Here is a 16,032-nt window from a genome sequence, read left to right on the forward strand (position 1 = left end):
GTGCTGCACATCGACGGTCTCATAGGCCATATTAAACACATGTTTAATAGTGCCGTCGAGCACGGCGCGCGGGTGGGACGGTCGCGATTGGACAACGGGTTCAGCGAGTTCCGCGCCGGGCGTCTCACCGGCCGCCACAACCTTTGCGTCCGAGGCGCGTGTCTCCGGACCCCGACGGAACGCGCGCTCCCCGCGACGACGCGCTGCGCCTTTGAGAAGGACTGACCCATGGCCGACAAGCGCTTCCACCTCGCGTGGTTCATGAACTTCACGCCCGACGAGTGGCGCGAACCCTTCGGCCAGGGCGGCCGACCGTGGGACGGGCAATTCTACGTCGAGATGGCGAAGACGTTGGAACGCGCCTGCTTCGACTACATCATGATCGAGGACAAGCTGATGGTGCCGCAGACCTATGGCGGCTCCACCAAAGCCTCGCTGAACCACGGCATGATGGTGCCCAAGCACGACCCGGCGCCGCTCGCGGTGGCGATGGGCATGGCGACCTCGCGGCTCGGCGTGGTCGCGACGATGTCGACACTCGCCTATCCGCCGTTCCTGATGGCGCGGCTGTCCTCGACCATCGACAGCCTGACCAACGGCCGCTTCGGCTGGAACATCGTCACGAGCGCGGAAGACCTCGCCGCCCAGAACTTCGGCCTCGACAAGCTGCCGCCGCGCGACCAGCGCTACGAGATGGCCGACGAGTACATGGAGGTCATGGGCAAGCTGTTCGACAGCTGGGACAAGGACGCCGTCGTCCTGGAACGCGACGCCGGCGTCTACGCCGACGACCGGAAGGTCCGGACGATTGATCACGTGGGCAAGTACTTCAAGGTGCGCGGGCCGCTCAACACGGTGCCGTCGCCGCAGCAGCGACCGCTCTACGTTCAGGCCGGCGCCTCGCCGAAGGGCCGCGACTTCGCCGCCACCCACGCCGACTCGATCATCTCGGTCGCGAGCGGCGTCGCCGAGATGAAGAAGTTCCGCGACGACGTGCGGACGCGGGCGGAGACGTTCGGCCGCGATCCCGACAGCATCAAGGTGCTGTTCTGCGTGACGCCGACGCTGGGCGAGACCGACGCGGAGGCGCGCGAGAAACACCAGCGGATGCTGAACTCGCCGCATTTCATCGTCGACACGCTGGCCTCTCTCTCCGCCATCACGGAGATCGACTTCGCGCAGTTCGACGTCGACAAGCCGCTGCCGGAAAAGCTCGTCACGAACGGCGAGTCCGGCACGCTCGACAAGTTCCAGCAGTGGGGCAGCGGCAAGACCCTGAAGGAGCTCGTGGTCGATGGCGGCGGCGGTCTCGTCTCGTCGGTCGAGCTCGTCGGCGCGCCGGACACGGTCGCGGAGCGGATGGGCGAGATCATGGAGGAGGTCGGCGGCGACGGCTTCCTGATCACGACGCCGGTGCTGCGGGTGAGCCGCCGCTTCATCGTCGAGATCGCCGACGGCCTCGTCCCCGCGCTCCAGAAGCGCGGCCTGGTCAGGACCTCCTACGCGCACGCAAAACTTCGGGACAATCTTCTCGATTTCTGACTTCGAAAGACGACAGACGATGACGACGACAGCCGAAGCCGCGCCCGTCGCACGAGAGCGCTATCGCGACGCGATGGCGACGGTCGCGGCCGCGGTCAACGTCGTGACGACCGATGGCCCGGCCGGCCGCGCAGGCTTCACGGCCACCGCCGTCTGCAGCGTGACCGACGCCCCGCCGACGCTGCTGGTCTGCGTGAAGCGCGACAGCTCCGTCGGGGAGGCGTTTCGGGCGAACGGCGCGCTCTGCGTCAACACGCTGGCGCCGGGCCACGTCGCCTTGTCGAACCTCTTCGGCGGACGGACCCCCGCCGAGGAGCGGTTCGCGGCCGCGACCTGGTCGACGGGCGCGAGCGGCGCGCCGATGCTCGAGGGCGCCCTCGCCTCGTTCGACTGCCTGATCTCCCGCGTCGTCGAGGTCGGCACCCATGCGGTGCTGTTCTGCGAGGTCGTCGGCGTCAGGCTCGGGGACACAAGCGAGGGGCTGATCTATGTCGGCCGGCGCTACGACGCGGTCGCGGCCGTCCGCGACCGCTGATCAACCCCGTGCTAGTCTAAGTGCTCCGTCCCGGCTTGAGGCGCCAGCGAGGATCATCTTCGATCCCCCGCCCATCCCAACGCATGTTGTGGAGAGTGGCTGGTTCCGCTGGGATCTTATCCTGGTTCGGGGTTGGTCGCCGGCCCTCCGGTTTCGGCGGCGAGGTCCGCCGGCGCCTGAGGCTTCGGGGCCGCCTCCCCCACCGGGGACGATCCGGCGGCGGCAGCGATGAGCGACGACACCGGATCTCCGGCCGCGAAGCCGGCCGCCTTCAGGAGCTCCGCCAGGACCGGGCTCTGCGCGTTGTAGGCGAGCAGCTGACCCGCCAGCCCCTCTCCCATGCCGACGCCGGAGCCGCCGCCATCGCCGCGCCCCAGCATGCCGCCCGTATCGAAGATCCGAATGTCGGAGATCTTCTCGATCGGCTTGACAATCTCCGCCAGCGCCAACGGCGCCACGCGGGGCCGCGGCGTGTCCCAACCGCGACACCGGTGAGGTGCAATCGGCTCACCTCCCCATCCCGGCTTGATTTTCCCGCATCCGGCGGTCATCTGATGCGCTCTCGCTCCTGGATGTCCGGGAGCCTCGAAGGCAAGGAGACGGTCATGGCCGCTCGCTTCGCCCGCATGGGCCAGAGCCTCTAAGCCCACCGACTTCTTTCGAAGGCCGGTGACCTTGCGACGCGCGTCGCCCTCGAAAAGAGCAGCGCGCCTTCGAGACGAATTCTTATGACCAACTCCTATCCGGCGGACGCGCGGCTGCGCGTCTTCGCAACCGCGGCCTCGTGGATCGAGGGCGCCGCCGTGCGCCAGCTCGAACAGACGCTTCAGCGCCGCGGCGTCGTCGCGGTCGCCGCGATGCCCGATCTCCATCCCGGCCATAAGGGTCCGGTCGGCTGCGCAGTGCTGGCCGACGGGGTCGTCCATCCGGACATCGTCGGGACTGATATCGGCTGCGGTATGACGTTGTGGCGGCTCGACGGCCTGGTGCGACGGCTGCGGATCGACAAGGCCGTGCGCGCGCTCGAGCGACTCGGCGACACAGACGGGCTCGACCTCTCCGAGGCCGCAGCTGCAGGCGTGTCCGCCGACATCGCCAGTCGTCACGCCGACGCGCTCGGGACGGTCGGCGGCGGCAACCACTTTGTCGAACTCCAGACCGTGGAACGGATCATCGACGCGCCGTCCTGCGCCGAGACAGGGCTCGAGGTCGGCGCCCTGCTGCTCCTGGTCCATTCCGGCTCGCGCGCCCTCGGCCCGGAGGTTCTGGCGCGTCATCCCCATGCGCATGGCGAGGGCCTCAGACTTGACGAAGGCGGCGCGGCCTATCTCGTCGATCACGACGCGGCGGTGGCCTTTGCGCGGCTGAACCGCGCCGTGTTGGCCAAGCGGGCCGCGGCCCTGCTCGGCCTCGACGGAACGCCGTGGCTCGACGTTCCGCACAACCATGTCACGACGGACGGCGTCGAGGTCCTTCACCGCAAGGGCGCGGCGCAGGCGGATCTCGGCCTCGTGCCCGTTCCGGGGTCGCGTGGGGCGATGACCTACCTCGTCCGGCCGGATCCGGACGCGCCTGGCGCGTTGCGCTCGATCGCCCATGGCGCCGGCCGCAAGCGCGACCGCGCCTCGATGCAGGGCAAGAGCGACCAGCGCGATCGGCCGAACCCGGTTGGCAACCGCGTCATCTGCGCCGACGCCAAGCTCGCGCGCGAGGAGGCGCCCGAAGCCTACAAGAACATCGCCCGAGTGGTCGCTGACCTCGAGACTCACGGGCTCGCGAGGACGGTCGCCCTTCTGAAGCCGGTCGTCACCTTCAAGACCGGGAGGGCGTAATGGGCGAGAGCGACGTCACGCTGATCGTGACCTCGGGCCGCGGCCCCAAAGAATGCCGCATCGTCGTAGCACGCGCCGTTCGCCGGCTCGCGCAGGAGGCGGAATCCGTGGGCCTCAGCGTTGCGCATGACCTTCGAGACCCGGCGACCGAGGCCGCCTCGGCCCTCGTCTCGCTTGGAGGCGGCGGCGCAGAAACATTCGCGGCGGGCTGGACCGGGATGATCCAATGGATCGACGGCTCCCTTCGCGGCGGAGGCTCGCGGCGGAACTGGTTCGTCGCCGTCCACCGCATCGTCACGCCCGGCGAAGCCGCGACGCTTCGCGACGATGAGGTGCGCTTTGAGGCCATGCGCGCCGGCGGCCCCGGCGGACAACACCAGAACGTCACGGAGAGCGCGGTGCGAGCCGTGCACCTGCCAACCGGGCTTTCAGCGGTGGCGCGCGACGGCCGCTCCCAGCATCAGAACCGGAAACGAGCGCTGGAGCGCCTCGGCGCGCTTCTGGCGGGCGTCGCTGCGAAGGAGGCGCTGGAGGCGAAGCACGCGGCGTGGCTCGACCGGATCTCCGTCGAACGCGGCAATCCGAAAAGGACGGTCCGCGAAATGTAACCACGCCCAGATCTGCCTTGGATCGACTCTCCTCAGGCCGCCCGGAAGTCCGGATGTCTAGCTTTGATGAGAAGACTTGCGTCCAAAGACGACATAATTGTCGAAGGCCTGCCAGACTGTCCCGACCTCTACGAAAGCCGGCGTGGCGCAGCGCGGCGGTGTGAAACTCGACCGGACAATCCTCGCCGCTGTTTGACCGCCTCGGTCGGCGGCTGGCGAAGAAGGCGTCCCGCTTCGTTTTGAGCGGCGCCAGCGTCGGAATGGCCTCGGCCCGCCGCCACCACGCGGTCCAGTCGTCTTCTCCCTTCGCGACCGCAACCTTCTCCACGCGCTCACGCACCGTCCGAGCGACCGTCGCGAGCGTCGGCCAGCGGGCGTCGAACCTCATGTGATCGCCGTTCATCACGATCCCGCCGGCCGCCAGTATCTCGCCGGCGGCGCCGTAGAATTCGGCAAGCGCGCCCGGGGCCAGCCAGTGCAGCGCTGTGGTCGAGACCAGGGCCGAAGTACGTCCTGAGCCCAGCGCTTCGCACGCCTTCGCGGCTTCGTCCGCCCAGGCCGGATCTGCGAGATCCGCTTCGACGACCCGAGTCCGGGCGGCGTGCGGCGCGAGCGCGACACGCGCCATCTCGAGCAGCATCGCGTCGGCGTCGACCGCGATCACCGTGGCCGCGGGGAAGCGTTCCAGCAAACGAAGGCTCAGCGAACCTGGTCCGCACGCCGCATCGATCACCGTGAACGCGTCGCCAAACACCGCCGCCAGGACCTCGAACATGATCCCGAAACGCTCTTCCCGCTGTTCGATATAGCCCTCCTGCTGGCGCTCCCAGCGCGCAAGCAGATCGAGGATCGTTCGGTCAGCGGTCTCGGTCATTTCGCTCTACTGAGCAGGGCCACGAAGAACGTCCCGCCGACGATCCCGGTCACGATGCCGATCGGCATCTCGTCCGGCGCGATGACGGTGCGCGCGACAATGTCCGCAACGACGAGGAACAAGCTTCCAAGAAGCGCGCTTGCCGGAAGGACGAGACGATTGTCTCCCCCGAGGATCAACCGTGCGATATGCGGCGTCATCAGGCCGACGAACCCGATCATTCCCGAGACGGCGACCATCACTCCGGTCACGAAAGCGCCGACCGACAGAAGAACGAGGCGAGAGCGTTCGACCGAAAGACCCAGCGTCGCGGCGGTCTCGTCGCCCATAGCGAGAGCGTTCAGGTCGCGCGCCTTCAGCACGAACCAGCCGCCGCCGATGAGCAGCGCGCCGGTTGGAAAGGCGATCGTCGACCAGTCGGACGCGCCAAGCCCGCCGAGCGTCCAGAACACTACGCTGGCGGCCGCGCGCTGGTCGGCGAACAGGATCTGCATGTTGGCGCAGGCCATCACCACGAAGGCGACCGCGACGCCCGTGAGCACCAGACGGTCGGCGGTCCCTGCGCCCGCCATCCTCGCGACGGAGAGCACGCACAGGGTGGCGGCGAGAGCGCCCGCAAAGGCGAACAGCGGCGTCGTGGCGGGTCCCAGCACATCGCCCACATGCAGGATCGCCAGATTGGCCCCGAAGGCTGCGCCCGCGGAGACGCCAAGCAGATGGGGATCGGACAAGGGGTTGCGGGTGGCTGACTGCATGGCCGCGCCCACAAGCCCGAGGCCTGCGCCCACGACCGCGGCGACGAGCGTGCGCGGCGCACGCAACTCCCAGACGATCGCCTGTCGCCCAGCGGTCGAGACGCTCTGCTCAGCCGGCCAGATCCCGTGGATCAGGATCGACCAGACCTCGGACGCGGGGATCGCGACCGTTCCGATCGCAAGCGATCCGATCATGGCGGCGGCGAGCAGAAGGAGCGTCGCAGCCGCGAACAGGGAGAACCTGTGGAATCGGCGGGGGCGCGCCGCGCCGTCGAGGTCAGCGGCGGCCATGAAGGAACTCCGCTATCTTCTCGACCGCCTCGACGTTGCGGGGGCCGGGCGTAAGATCGTTGTAGCCGAGCACGAGGATGCGGTTCTCCCGCAGCGCCCGCAGGTCCCGGAGGCCAGGTCGCGACGTCAAGTAATCGAGCTTCTGGGCAGGGTCGGAACTGCCGAAATCCATGACGATGATCGCGTCAGGGTCGCGATCGATCACGCTTTCCCAGCCGAACCGGGTCCAGTTGCCCGCGAGATCGTCCGCGATGTTGCGGCCGCCTGCGGCCTCGATCAGCGCGGTCGGCATGGCGTAGCCGCCAGCCGTGCCGGCGACGCGGCCGGCGCTGTCGTAGAGGAAAACGCGTGGCCGATCGCGGGTCTTCGGGATGCGCGCCTCGACCGCCGAGATCCGCTCGCGAAAGCCCGCGACCAGCGCCTCGGCGCGCGCCTCGACCCCGAAGATGCGACCGAGATTAAGAAGGTCGCGATAGAGGAAATCGAGCGTCGGCTTTTCACGCCGCCCGATGCGGATGCAGCTCTCGGTCAGCTCGTAGACCCCGACGCCCATCCGACCGAGCGTGTCGGGCGTGATCTCGCTTCCCGCACGCATGCCGTAGCTCCATCCGGCGACATAGAAGTCGATCCGCTCCTCGAGGAAAATCTCGCGGGTTGGATAGCGGCTGAGGATGTGGCGAAGCTTGGCGGCCTCGGGATAGGCCTGGGCCACGACCGAGCGCACGCGCGCGCCGGGGCCCATATAGCCCGCCATGCGGTCCGACAGGCCGAGCGCCAGCATCATCTCGGTCATGTTGGAATCGAAGGACGCCGCGCGCTGCGGCGGCTTGTCGACCGTCACCAGCCGGTCGCAGCTCCGGATCGTAACCGGATAGGCTTCAGCCGGCGACGCGGTGAAAAACACGGTCGCCGCACATGCGGTCAGTCTGGCGACCGCGTTCACGTGTTGCCTTCCGGCAGGAGGAAACCGAACCGAAGCCTGTCGCGCCAGGGCTCGACCTCGGCCTCGACATCGAAACACGCCCGGATGAGTTCGGGGGTCAGCACCTCCCGGACCGGCCCGAACGCCGCCAGCCGACCGTGCGCGAGCGCCAGAACTTTGCCGGCGACCCCGGAGGCGAAATCGAGGTCGTGGAGCGTCGCCACGATGGTGAGGTCGAGACCGCGGAGCAGTTCCATGGCTTCGAGCCGGTGGCGAAGGTCGAGGTGATTGGTGGGCTCGTCCAAAACCAGCAGACCCGGCTCCTGCGCCAGCGCCCGCGCGATCAGCGCGCGCTGCTTCTCTCCGCCCGACAGCGTCGAGAAGCGACGATCGGCGAGTGAATCGACCGCCATCCTGTTCATGGCGTCGGCGACCGCGGCCTCGCCCGACGCGCCACGAAAAAGGCCTGCGACATGCGGAGTGCGGCCCGCCTCGACCATCTCGCGTACCGTGAATGGAAAATCGCCGGGCGCCTCCTGAAGCACGGCGGCGACCTGGCGGGCCGCATCGCGCGGCTTCAGCGTCCGCAGGTCGGCGCCGTCGAGGCGCACACAGCCCGCCGTCGGGCGGTTCACACGGTAGAGGCAACGCAACAGTGACGACTTGCCCGCGCCGTTCGGGCCCACCACGGCCAGCCTCTCGCCGGGCGCCAGCGTGAAACTGACGCCCGACAGGATTGGAGCCCGGCCGTCCGGACCCCAGGATAGATTTTCGACCTCGAGCCGAACGGGATCCGTCAAGGCGTCACCACCGGAGGTGAAGCGCGAGTTCGGCGGTGCGCGGCGCGCCGAAATACCATTGCGCGTCGCCGCCGGCATAGGCGTAGCGCTTGTCGGTCAGGTTCTTCACCCGGAAATCGAGCGTGGCGTAGTCGACCGGCTTCCACTGCAGCCCGGCGTTGAACAACGTGAAGTCGGGCCGTTTGAAGTCGTTGCTGGCGGAGGTGAAGGTACGGCCGACATACTGCAGGCCGCCGCTGGCGCGCCAGTTCGGTGCGAAGTTCCAGGTGGCGTAGAGGTTGGCGAGCCGCTCCGGAACGGCGCTCGGGGTGTTGCCCTTGCGGCTGACGGTCTTTGACTTGCCCGTGGCCGGGTCCTCGACGGCTTCTCCGAAGTCGTCGTAGCGCGCGTCGAGGATCGCTGCGTTGGCGTCGATGCGCCAGCCGTGCCCCAGTTCGAGGCCTATCGAGGCTTCGATGCCGCGCGACGACTGGGCGCCGACCTGCTGCGTGATCGTCGAGTCGTTCGGATCCGGGGCCAGCAGATCGGTCTTCTTGATGTGGTAGGCCGCAAGCGTCCATTCGGCCCGGCCCTCCCAGAATTGCTGCTTGATGCCGACCTCGACCTGCTTGCCCCGAGCCAGCTTGAATCGCTGGTTGGCGGGCGCAAGCGAGATGATCGCGTTCACCGGATCGGTCGCCTCGGAATACTGGGCGTAGAAGGCCAGGTTCTTGACCGGCTCGTAGACCACGCCCGCGCGCCATGACACCGAGTCGAACACGCCCTTCGAGTAGGGCACGGCGTCGTTCACTGGCCTGCTGCCGCGATACTCGACTTCGGGATGATCGTATCGCAGCCCCCCGACGACCGAGATCTGGTCCGTCAGCTCAAGCCGATTGTCGGCGAAAAGCGAATACTGCTTCGTGGTCGCCCGGTATTCCCGGCTGAACGCATCCGGGCTGAAATACTCGCCCGGATCGACGTTGATGGGGTCAACCTGACTCGAACCGTTGTAAGGCGCGTTGTTCAGGCGCGAGAACTTGAAGTGATTGACGTCAAATCCGACGACCGTCTGATTTCTAAGACCGAACAGGGTGTAGTCGAAGGTCGCGTCGGTGCGGTTGCCGACCTGCTCGTGTTCATGCGTGATAGCGACGTAGCTCGAACGATCGATCCGGCCTGCTCCGGGAATCCAGCGATATCTTTCCGCGTTGCGATACTCGCGGTCTGCGGTAATTCTGTAGAATATACTCTTGACGGCCACGCCGTCGGTCGGCGTCCATTCGGCCTTCAATTGCGTGATGTTGTCTTCGAAGCGGATCTCGCCGTCGCGGACATTGTAGTTCTTGCCGACCCAATCGCCCTCGACGATCCCGGCTCCCCGAAGCGGCGTGCCGAAATACTTCATTGGACGGTTGAACCCGCTGTCATGGGTGAACGTGAAGGCCAGGCCATCGACCGGCGCCCAACGCAGCGAGCCGCTGATCGCGACGTTCTTCGAGTTCCCACGGTCGACCCAGCCGTCGCTGCGATTGCCCGCGACGTCGAGGCTGTAGGAGAACTTCTCGTTGATCGGCCCGGCCGTGCCGAGCGCGAGGCCCGCAGTCTGATCGGTTCCGACGATGATCCGCGCCTCGTTGCGGCGCTCGTCCGTCAGCGGTTTCTTCGGGACGACGTTGATCGCGCCGCCGATCGCCCCCTCGCCATAGAGCACCGACGCAGGTCCGCGCAGCACCTCGATCCGGTCGGCCGTCCAAGTGTCGAACGGAAACGTGACCGTCCCGTTGCCGGGATAAAGCCGCGTGCCGTCATAGAGGATCGTGACCGAGCCGTTGCCCGAGAACCCACGCGCCGCGAAGGTCGCGCCGCCGTTGCCGGGCGTGCCGATGAAGCTCAGGCCGGCGGAGTTTTGCGTCACCGCCTCCTGCAGACTGTTCTGGCCGCGGTCGCGCGCGACCTCGCCCGAGATGACGTCGACGCTCGCAGGCGTCTCGAGAGGGGTGACGTTCAGACGCGACCCGGCCGTCGAGCGTTTGGTCAGGTTTGGCCCCGGCTGATAGCCGTCGCCTTCGCCCGTCACCGTGATTTCGCTGAGTTCGACCGATACGTCTTCGGCTGCGGCGGGATAGCCTGCGAGCAATGCTAACGAGGACGCGCCCGCAAGCGCGAAGGCGCGGGCGGGATTCGAAGCGGAAACGCCATAGGCGCTCCGACAGTTTGCAATGAGGTGGACGGACACGGCGGCTCCGGGCGACGGCAGTGGCACGTCACCGCGAACGAAGCCTCCCGATTCCCCGCCGAACAGGCGCGCAGAATCGTTCCGCACCCATCGAGGATCCCCGCCCGATGTGCTCGCGTGTGACCACGGCTGACGGCAGGTCTCCTGGCTCGCGGGTCGTCGTCCTCTCGTCGCCTTCCCGGGACCCGAAAGCCCAGTGGCAAATTGACGATGGACTCACCGCTTACAGTTGCGGGGGCAGCCACGGCATTGGACGTCGATCCGTCCTCACCGCGTTCCCTTTTGATCCCCGAAGGGAACCGTCGTGACGACAATTATGACGCAATCCGGAATTGCGCAACGGCATGTTTGCCGCAGCGAAACATGCCGTTGCGATTTTGCTCATAGGACATTCCCGCCGTCGAGACACCCGATGAGAAGCCGAACCGCCTCGGATGCGCAGAAGGATCGCCGCGGCCCACGCCGATGGATCACCTCGGCTTCGTGGAGTCCGTCGGTCGTCTCGAAGGCGTTGTCTTAGCTGCCGCCGACGCCGCCGACGGAGGGCCGGACGCCCGCTTCAGCCTCATGATCCAGCATACACCGCGCCGCACGAACTCGGCGCGGTTCAGTCCCGGAACGCAGCGCAGCAGCCGATGGTGACGTTTGCCCCGCCGTCTGCATTGCAAAGCAAAGCACGCCGCCAAAATTCCCGCATCAGATCAGACACGCGACCTATTCCGCAAAACAGATGCGCGACATGGACATATAACAACCATGTGAGCGCAAATGTATTATTACACACAACTACATACTCGTACAAAATATACAAAACAAGTCCATACACACGAAGCATAAGCGCCGGAGACTGATATGAAACTGATTTTCCTCATCGTTACTTCGAAGTTGATAATTTCAACATCGGCAATCGCTAACAATCTTCCCTATAATTCCACCAATCAGCACGAAAGAGATCGCGCCGATTTTTTTGAAACCATCCCGAAATCAGCATCAAAAGAATATTCTCGTGAGCCTTGGTTAAATCCGCCGGCTACCAATTCGACCAATCAGCATGCACGGGATCGCGCTGACTTTTATGGATCGTTGCCCAAACAGGTCCGCTAGGCTCATCAGAGCTGAGGACAATGAGCTTTGGTCCGGCGGCCAATCGCCGAAGGGCCAGCCTGTCCGGCTGGCCCTTCTCTTTGACGACATGTCATTCCCGCCAGGTTGAGCCGATCAACTGGAGGGCTGGACCCCGGCGTCGAATGACGCCAGCTCGTTTCATTCGGCCAAGCTCCTTGGTGACGGCCTCACGCTGCGTGCCAATACGGAGAGCGAGGCTCTGATGTGTGGGAAGGCGGTTGATTATAAGCTCCGATCCTTCCGCTTCCGCGAGGCGCAGGAGTTCCGCAGCGAGCCTCTGCGGCATTCGAAGCATCGCGGCTTCGATGATCCTTTGCGATGTCGTGCACTGGCGTCGCGACATGGCGCGCGCCACCGCCTTCGCGAATTCGGGAGAGACATCGAACGCCTTAGCGAATTGCCCGCGCGCAAAACGCCAGACCTCTACGTCTGCGCTCTCGGCGACGACGAAGAGAGGAGCGTCGCATTCATCAAACGCAAAGGCCTCGCCCACAAGGTCGCCCGGCTCGGCCTCCCCTAGGAAAGCCTCGTCGCCGGTTGGGAGCAAGGTACGAATCGAAAGACGTTCTGAAATCACGACCAATGTCGTCGCCGTTTCACTAGAAAGCTCTAATCGCCGGCCTCTCGGTAGAGTGAGCCTCTGAGCGTAGATCGATACAGCCTCATTCTCGATTTCTATAAGCAAAGATACACGATCATCTGACTGAGCAGAATGCTCGCAAAATCTCGGGAATGTCATGACGATGCTCATGCGTATCGGCGCACGCGAAGGCGTTAGCCGGTAGAGGGAACCGATTGCGAGAGTTAAGCGCGCAGGTCTCCGCGAGGCGGACGCGTAGGGCGCAAACAGTCGATTCCGCAGGGCGAGCTTGGTCGGACGTGGAACGCGGCCGGCCGGCGTTCCGCCGCCTCAAGACGCGGGACATCTATCATTATGGCGGCGGAGCAGCCGGCCGCGCAATCAATCGAAGGCCCACGCAGCGACCCGCTCCCGCATGAGTCACTGTAGTCCTGACAAACAACAGTTTTACTCGAATTCGCATTATACCCAGCATAATGCTCGCGCTGAGCATGAGCAGAAACAGAAAATATAATAGTAAATATAACTATTAATGAGACAAATAATCTCAATTTAATTTCAAGACATTTTCTCGAAGTAGCCGATCCGTGCTTCATACTTTTGGACGACGCTTTTTATCAGAGCCTCGTCTCGGGGACCGACGCCCCGGCGACGAGGAAGTGAAAAGCGGCAAAAGCTTCGCCCGGCGGCTAAGCTTCTGCTGTCGGCTCATACGACGTCGCCCGCCGGCGCGGGCCGGAACGCAAGGATGTCTGGATCTTCGGCGTCGGGCTTCCGTCGGCGGCTGAACAGAACGTAGAGCGCAGGCAGCACCAGAAGCGTCAGGATCGTCGACGAAACGATGCCGCCGATGACCACGGTCGCCAGGGGACGCTGCACCTCCGCGCCGGGGCCGGTGGCCAAGGCCATGGGCACGAAGCCGAGCGAGGCCACCATCGCGGTCATGAGCACCGGCCGCAGTCGGGTCATGGCGCCCTCGAGCACCGCGTCCATCAGCTCCTTCCCCTCCGCGCGCAGCTTCTGGATGAAGGCGATGATGACGAGGCCGTTCAGCACCGCCACGCCGGACAGGGCGATGAAGCCGATGCCGGCGCTGATCGACAGCGGGATGCCCCGCAGCAGCAGCGCCGCGACGCCTCCGGTGAGCGCGAGCGGCACGCCCGAGAACACCAGCATGGCGTCCTTGAACGAGCGCAGGCTCATGAACAGCAGCGCCAAGATCAGCAGCAAAGCGATCGGCACCACGATCATCAGCCGCTGAGTGGCGGAAACCAGCTGTTCGAACTGTCCGCCCCAGCCGATCCAATAGCCCGTCGGCAGCTTCACGCCGTCGGCGATCTGCCGCTGCGCGTCGCCGACGAAGGAGCCGAGGTCGCGGTCGCGCACGTTGGCGCTCACCACGATGCGGCGCTTGCCGTTCTCGCGGCTGATCTGGTTGGGGCCCGGCGCGACCTCGAGCGAGGCGAGCGAAGACAGCGGCACGTAGCGCGTCTGCGCGGCGGGAGCGCCGAACGCCGCGGGCGTGGGCCGGGCCCCGCCGTCGGCGTCCGCCGGCGGCAGCGGCACCGGGAGCGCTTTCAGCGCCTCGGTGTCAGTCCGCAGCTTCTCGGGCAGCCGCATCACGATGTCGAAGCGGCGGTCGCCTTCGAACAGCTGGCCCGCCTCCTTGCCGCCGACTGCGATCTCGACGATTTCCTGCACGTCCGCGACGGTGACGCCATAGCGGGCCAGGGCGTTGCGGTCGAGCCTGACGGTCAGGATCGGCAGGCCGGACACCTGCTCGGTCTTCACGTCGGCCGCGCCGGGCACCTTCTGGAGCTCCGTCTGCACCTCGCCGGCGACCTTAAGCAGGGTGTCGAGGTCGTCGCCGAAGATCTTGACGCCCACGTCCGAACGGACGCCGGAGATCAGCTCGTTGAAGCGCAGCTGGATGGGCTGCGACAGCTCGTAGTTGCTGCCGGGAATCTCCTCGGCGGCCTTCTCGACGTCCTCCATCAGAGCGGCCTTGGACTTCCTGGGGTCCGGCCACTGGTCGCGGGGCTTCAGCATGATGTAGCCGTCCGAGATCGACGGCGGCATGGCGTCGGTCGCGACTTCGGCGACGCCGGTGCGGGCGAAGACCTCCTTCACCTCGGGCAACTGGACGATCCGCTTCTCGAGCGCGGTCTGCATCTCGAGCGACTGGGTGAGGCTCGTCCCCGGAACGCGCAGCGCCTGGATGGCCGCGTCGCCTTCGTCGAGGTTCGGAATGAACTCGCCGCCCATCCGCGACGCGGCGAGACCGGTGACGACCACCAGCGCCGCGGCCGCCGTGGCCACCGGCCACCGCAGCCTGATCGACGCCCCGAGCAGGGGCCGGTAGACGGCGCCGGCACGCCGCATGAACCAGTTCGGCTTCTCCGACACCTTGCCGGTGACGAAGATCGCGATCGCGGCCGGCACGAAGGTCATCGAGAACAGCGAGGCCCCGAGCAGCGCGATCAGCACCGTCACGGCCATGGGCGTGAACATCTTGCCCTCGACCCCGGTCAGGGTGAGCACGGGCAGATAGACCACCGCGATGATCATGGTGCCGAACAGGCTTGGCCGGATGACCTCGCTGGCGCCGGCGAGGATCGTGTCGAACCGCTCGGACATGGTTAGCAGGCGGCCGCGACGCTCCTGCTCGTGGGCGAGCAGCCGGAGGCAGTTCTCCACGATGATCACGGCGCCGTCGATGATGATGCCGAAGTCGATCGCGCCCAGGCTCATCAGATTGGCGCTGACCTTGTTCTCGACCATCCCGGTGATGGTGAAGAGCATGGCGAGCGGGATCACGAAGGCGGTCACGATGGCCGCCCGGATGTTGCCGAGCAGCAGGAACAGCACGGCGATGACGAACAGAGCGCCTTCGACGAGGTTCTTCTCAACCGTGGCGATCGTCGCCTCGACCAGCGTCGAGCGGTCGTAGACGGCGCGCGCCTCGACGCCTTCGGGAAGCGTCTTGCGAATCTCGTCGAGCTTGGTCGACACCCGGTCGGAGACCGTGCGGCTGTTCTCGCCGATCAGCAGCATGGTGGTGCCGAGCACCACCTCGTGTCCGTCGAGGGTCGCGGCCCCGTTGCGCAGCTCGCGGCCGTCCTTCACCTCGGCCACGTCGCTGACGCGGATCGGGGTCCCCGAATGGGAGCCGATGACGATCCGCGCCACATCCTCCCCGCTCAGCGCCTGGCCGGGCGTGCGGACGAGATACTGCTCGCCGTTCCTCTCGATGTAGCCGGCGCCCACGTTGCTGTTGTTGGAGCTCAGGGCCGTCATCACGTCGCGGAAGGTGAGCCCGTAGGCCATCAGCCGCGCCGGGTTCGGCAGCACGTGGAGCTGGCGCTCGTAGCCGCCGATGGTGTTGACCTCGACAACGCCCGGCACCGTGCGGAGCTGGGGCTTGATGATCCAGTCCTGGATCGTCCGGAGGTCGGAGGGGCTGTAGTCCGCGCCGTCGGGCTTCTTCGCGCCGGGCTTGGCGTCCACCACGTAGTTGTAGATCTCGCCCAGACCGGTCGAGATCGGCCCCATCGCGGTCTCGGTCCCCGGCGGCAACTGGTCCTTCGCCTGCTGCAGCCGTTCGTTCACGAGCTGGCGCGCGAAGTAGATGTCGACGCCGTCTTCGAAAACGACGGTGACCTGGCTGAGGCCGTAGCGGGACAGGGACCGCGTGTAGTCGAGATTGGGCAGGCCGCCCATCTCCGTCTCGAGCGGATAGGTGATGCGCTGCTCCACCTCGAGCGGAGAGAAGCCGGCCGCGGTGGTGTTGATCTGGACCTGGACGTTGGTGATGTCCGGCACCGCGTCGATCGGCAGGCGCAGGAAGTTGAAGACGCCGAGCGCCGCGACGGCGAGACAGCCGACGACCACCAGCCAGCGCTGGCGAATGGAGAAGGCGAGTATGCGTTCGATCACCGGGCAGCCCCCCG

General features: G+C 66.2%; 12 protein-coding genes, 2 pseudogenes and 1 riboswitch. Of the genes and pseudogenes, 5 read left to right on the top strand and 9 right to left on the bottom strand.

Going from position 1 to position 16,032, the window contains the following annotated elements; translation table 11 throughout:
- Positions 1 to 228: 228 nt before the first annotated feature.
- Entirely contained in the window at positions 229 to 1,542 is a 1,314-nt protein-coding gene (locus JOD31_RS06210; RefSeq protein ID WP_204949450.1) for an NtaA/DmoA family FMN-dependent monooxygenase, read from the top strand.
- 19 nt (positions 1,543 to 1,561) lie between these two features.
- On the top strand, positions 1,562 to 2,077 hold the full coding sequence (locus JOD31_RS06215; protein WP_204949451.1) for a flavin reductase: 516 nt from the start codon (positions 1,562 to 1,564) through the stop codon (positions 2,075 to 2,077).
- 116 nt (positions 2,078 to 2,193) lie between these two features.
- Here the strand turns inward: JOD31_RS06215 and JOD31_RS06220 are convergent, their stop codons facing one another.
- The gene (locus tag JOD31_RS06220; protein ID WP_204949452.1) at positions 2,194 to 2,628 is read right to left on the bottom strand and encodes a flotillin domain-containing protein; all 435 of its coding nucleotides are present in this window, start codon (positions 2,626 to 2,628) and stop codon (positions 2,194 to 2,196) included.
- Between the two features lie 177 nt (positions 2,629 to 2,805).
- Between JOD31_RS06220 and JOD31_RS06225 the strand changes: the two genes are divergently transcribed.
- Both JOD31_RS06225 and prfH read left to right on the top strand, forming a co-directional pair.
- Positions 2,806 to 3,909 carry an RNA ligase RtcB family protein gene (locus JOD31_RS06225; protein ID WP_204949453.1) on the top strand — a complete coding sequence of 368 codons (1,104 nt, stop codon included), beginning with the start codon at positions 2,806 to 2,808 and terminating at the stop codon, positions 3,907 to 3,909.
- Positions 3,909 to 4,517 carry a peptide chain release factor H gene (gene prfH / locus JOD31_RS06230; protein ID WP_204949454.1) on the top strand — a complete coding sequence of 203 codons (609 nt, stop codon included), beginning with the start codon at positions 3,909 to 3,911 and terminating at the stop codon, positions 4,515 to 4,517. The genes JOD31_RS06225 and prfH overlap by 1 nt, the downstream gene beginning before the upstream one ends.
- Before the next feature lie 544 nt (positions 4,518 to 5,061).
- On the opposite strand, the pseudogene JOD31_RS19455 reads toward prfH, so the two are convergent.
- From JOD31_RS19455 to JOD31_RS06255, 6 genes and pseudogenes are all read right to left on the bottom strand, one after another.
- Positions 5,062 to 5,391: pseudogene (locus tag JOD31_RS19455) on the bottom strand (class I SAM-dependent methyltransferase); the annotation flags it as partial.
- Entirely contained in the window at positions 5,388 to 6,437 is a 1,050-nt protein-coding gene (locus JOD31_RS06235; protein WP_204949455.1) for a FecCD family ABC transporter permease, read from the bottom strand. The gene JOD31_RS06235 and the pseudogene JOD31_RS19455, both read right to left, overlap by 4 nt.
- Positions 6,424 to 7,380: an ABC transporter substrate-binding protein gene (locus tag JOD31_RS19735; protein ID WP_204949456.1), complete on the bottom strand. Its 957-nt coding sequence runs from the start codon at positions 7,378 to 7,380 to the stop codon at positions 6,424 to 6,426. The genes JOD31_RS06235 and JOD31_RS19735 overlap by 14 nt, the downstream gene beginning before the upstream one ends.
- Positions 7,377 to 8,237: an ABC transporter ATP-binding protein gene (locus tag JOD31_RS06245; RefSeq protein WP_204949457.1), complete on the bottom strand. Its 861-nt coding sequence runs from the start codon at positions 8,235 to 8,237 to the stop codon at positions 7,377 to 7,379. Before JOD31_RS06245 ends, JOD31_RS19735 begins: the two co-directional genes overlap by 4 nt.
- Complete coding sequence (locus JOD31_RS06250; RefSeq protein ID WP_204949458.1) at positions 8,164 to 10,377, bottom strand: TonB-dependent receptor; 2,214 nt, start codon at positions 10,375 to 10,377, stop codon at positions 8,164 to 8,166. The genes JOD31_RS06245 and JOD31_RS06250 overlap by 74 nt, the downstream gene beginning before the upstream one ends.
- Before the next feature lie 117 nt (positions 10,378 to 10,494).
- A riboswitch (cobalamin riboswitch) is annotated at positions 10,495 to 10,696 on the bottom strand.
- 98 nt (positions 10,697 to 10,794) lie between these two features.
- A pseudogene (locus JOD31_RS06255) lies at positions 10,795 to 10,941 on the bottom strand (IS3 family transposase); the annotation flags it as partial.
- Between the two features lie 288 nt (positions 10,942 to 11,229).
- Here JOD31_RS06255 and JOD31_RS06260 point away from each other — a divergent pair.
- Positions 11,230 to 11,481 (top strand): hypothetical protein, encoded by a 252-nt coding sequence (locus tag JOD31_RS06260; protein ID WP_204949459.1) that lies wholly within the window; start codon positions 11,230 to 11,232, stop codon positions 11,479 to 11,481.
- Between the two features lie 91 nt (positions 11,482 to 11,572).
- Here JOD31_RS06260 and JOD31_RS06265 read toward each other — a convergent pair whose 3' ends face one another.
- Both JOD31_RS06265 and JOD31_RS06270 read right to left on the bottom strand, forming a co-directional pair.
- The gene (locus tag JOD31_RS06265) at positions 11,573 to 12,253 is read right to left on the bottom strand and encodes a Crp/Fnr family transcriptional regulator (RefSeq protein WP_204949460.1); all 681 of its coding nucleotides are present in this window, start codon (positions 12,251 to 12,253) and stop codon (positions 11,573 to 11,575) included.
- A 537-nt stretch (positions 12,254 to 12,790) separates the two neighbouring features.
- Complete coding sequence (locus tag JOD31_RS06270) at positions 12,791 to 16,018, bottom strand: efflux RND transporter permease subunit (protein ID WP_204949461.1); 3,228 nt, start codon at positions 16,016 to 16,018, stop codon at positions 12,791 to 12,793.
- Between the last annotated feature and the right edge of the window lie 14 nt (positions 16,019 to 16,032).

The sequence above is a fragment of the Methylopila capsulata genome (assembly GCF_016907975.1).
In the GTDB taxonomy this organism is placed as follows: Bacteria; Pseudomonadota; Alphaproteobacteria; order Rhizobiales; family Methylopilaceae; genus Methylopila; species Methylopila capsulata.

Excerpts from the sequence above, each read along its gene's own strand:
- JOD31_RS06265 (WP_204949460.1), bottom strand. The coding sequence starts at position 12,253 with ATGAGCATCGTCATGACATTCCCGAGATTTTGCGAGCATTCTGCTCAG.
- JOD31_RS06215 (WP_204949451.1), top strand. The coding sequence starts at position 1,562 with ATGACGACGACAGCCGAAGCCGCGCCCGTCGCACGAGAGCGCTATCGC.
- JOD31_RS06225 (WP_204949453.1), top strand. The coding sequence starts at position 2,806 with ATGACCAACTCCTATCCGGCGGACGCGCGGCTGCGCGTCTTCGCAACC.
- JOD31_RS06235 (WP_204949455.1), bottom strand. The coding sequence starts at position 6,437 with ATGGCCGCCGCTGACCTCGACGGCGCGGCGCGCCCCCGCCGATTCCAC.
- JOD31_RS06220 (WP_204949452.1), bottom strand. The coding sequence starts at position 2,628 with ATGACCGCCGGATGCGGGAAAATCAAGCCGGGATGGGGAGGTGAGCCG.
- JOD31_RS06260 (WP_204949459.1), top strand. The coding sequence starts at position 11,230 with ATGAAACTGATTTTCCTCATCGTTACTTCGAAGTTGATAATTTCAACA.
- prfH (WP_204949454.1), top strand. The coding sequence starts at position 3,909 with ATGGGCGAGAGCGACGTCACGCTGATCGTGACCTCGGGCCGCGGCCCC.
- JOD31_RS06245 (WP_204949457.1), bottom strand. The coding sequence starts at position 8,237 with ATGCCGGCGGCGACGCGCAATGGTATTTCGGCGCGCCGCGCACCGCCG.
- JOD31_RS06210 (WP_204949450.1), top strand. The coding sequence starts at position 229 with ATGGCCGACAAGCGCTTCCACCTCGCGTGGTTCATGAACTTCACGCCC.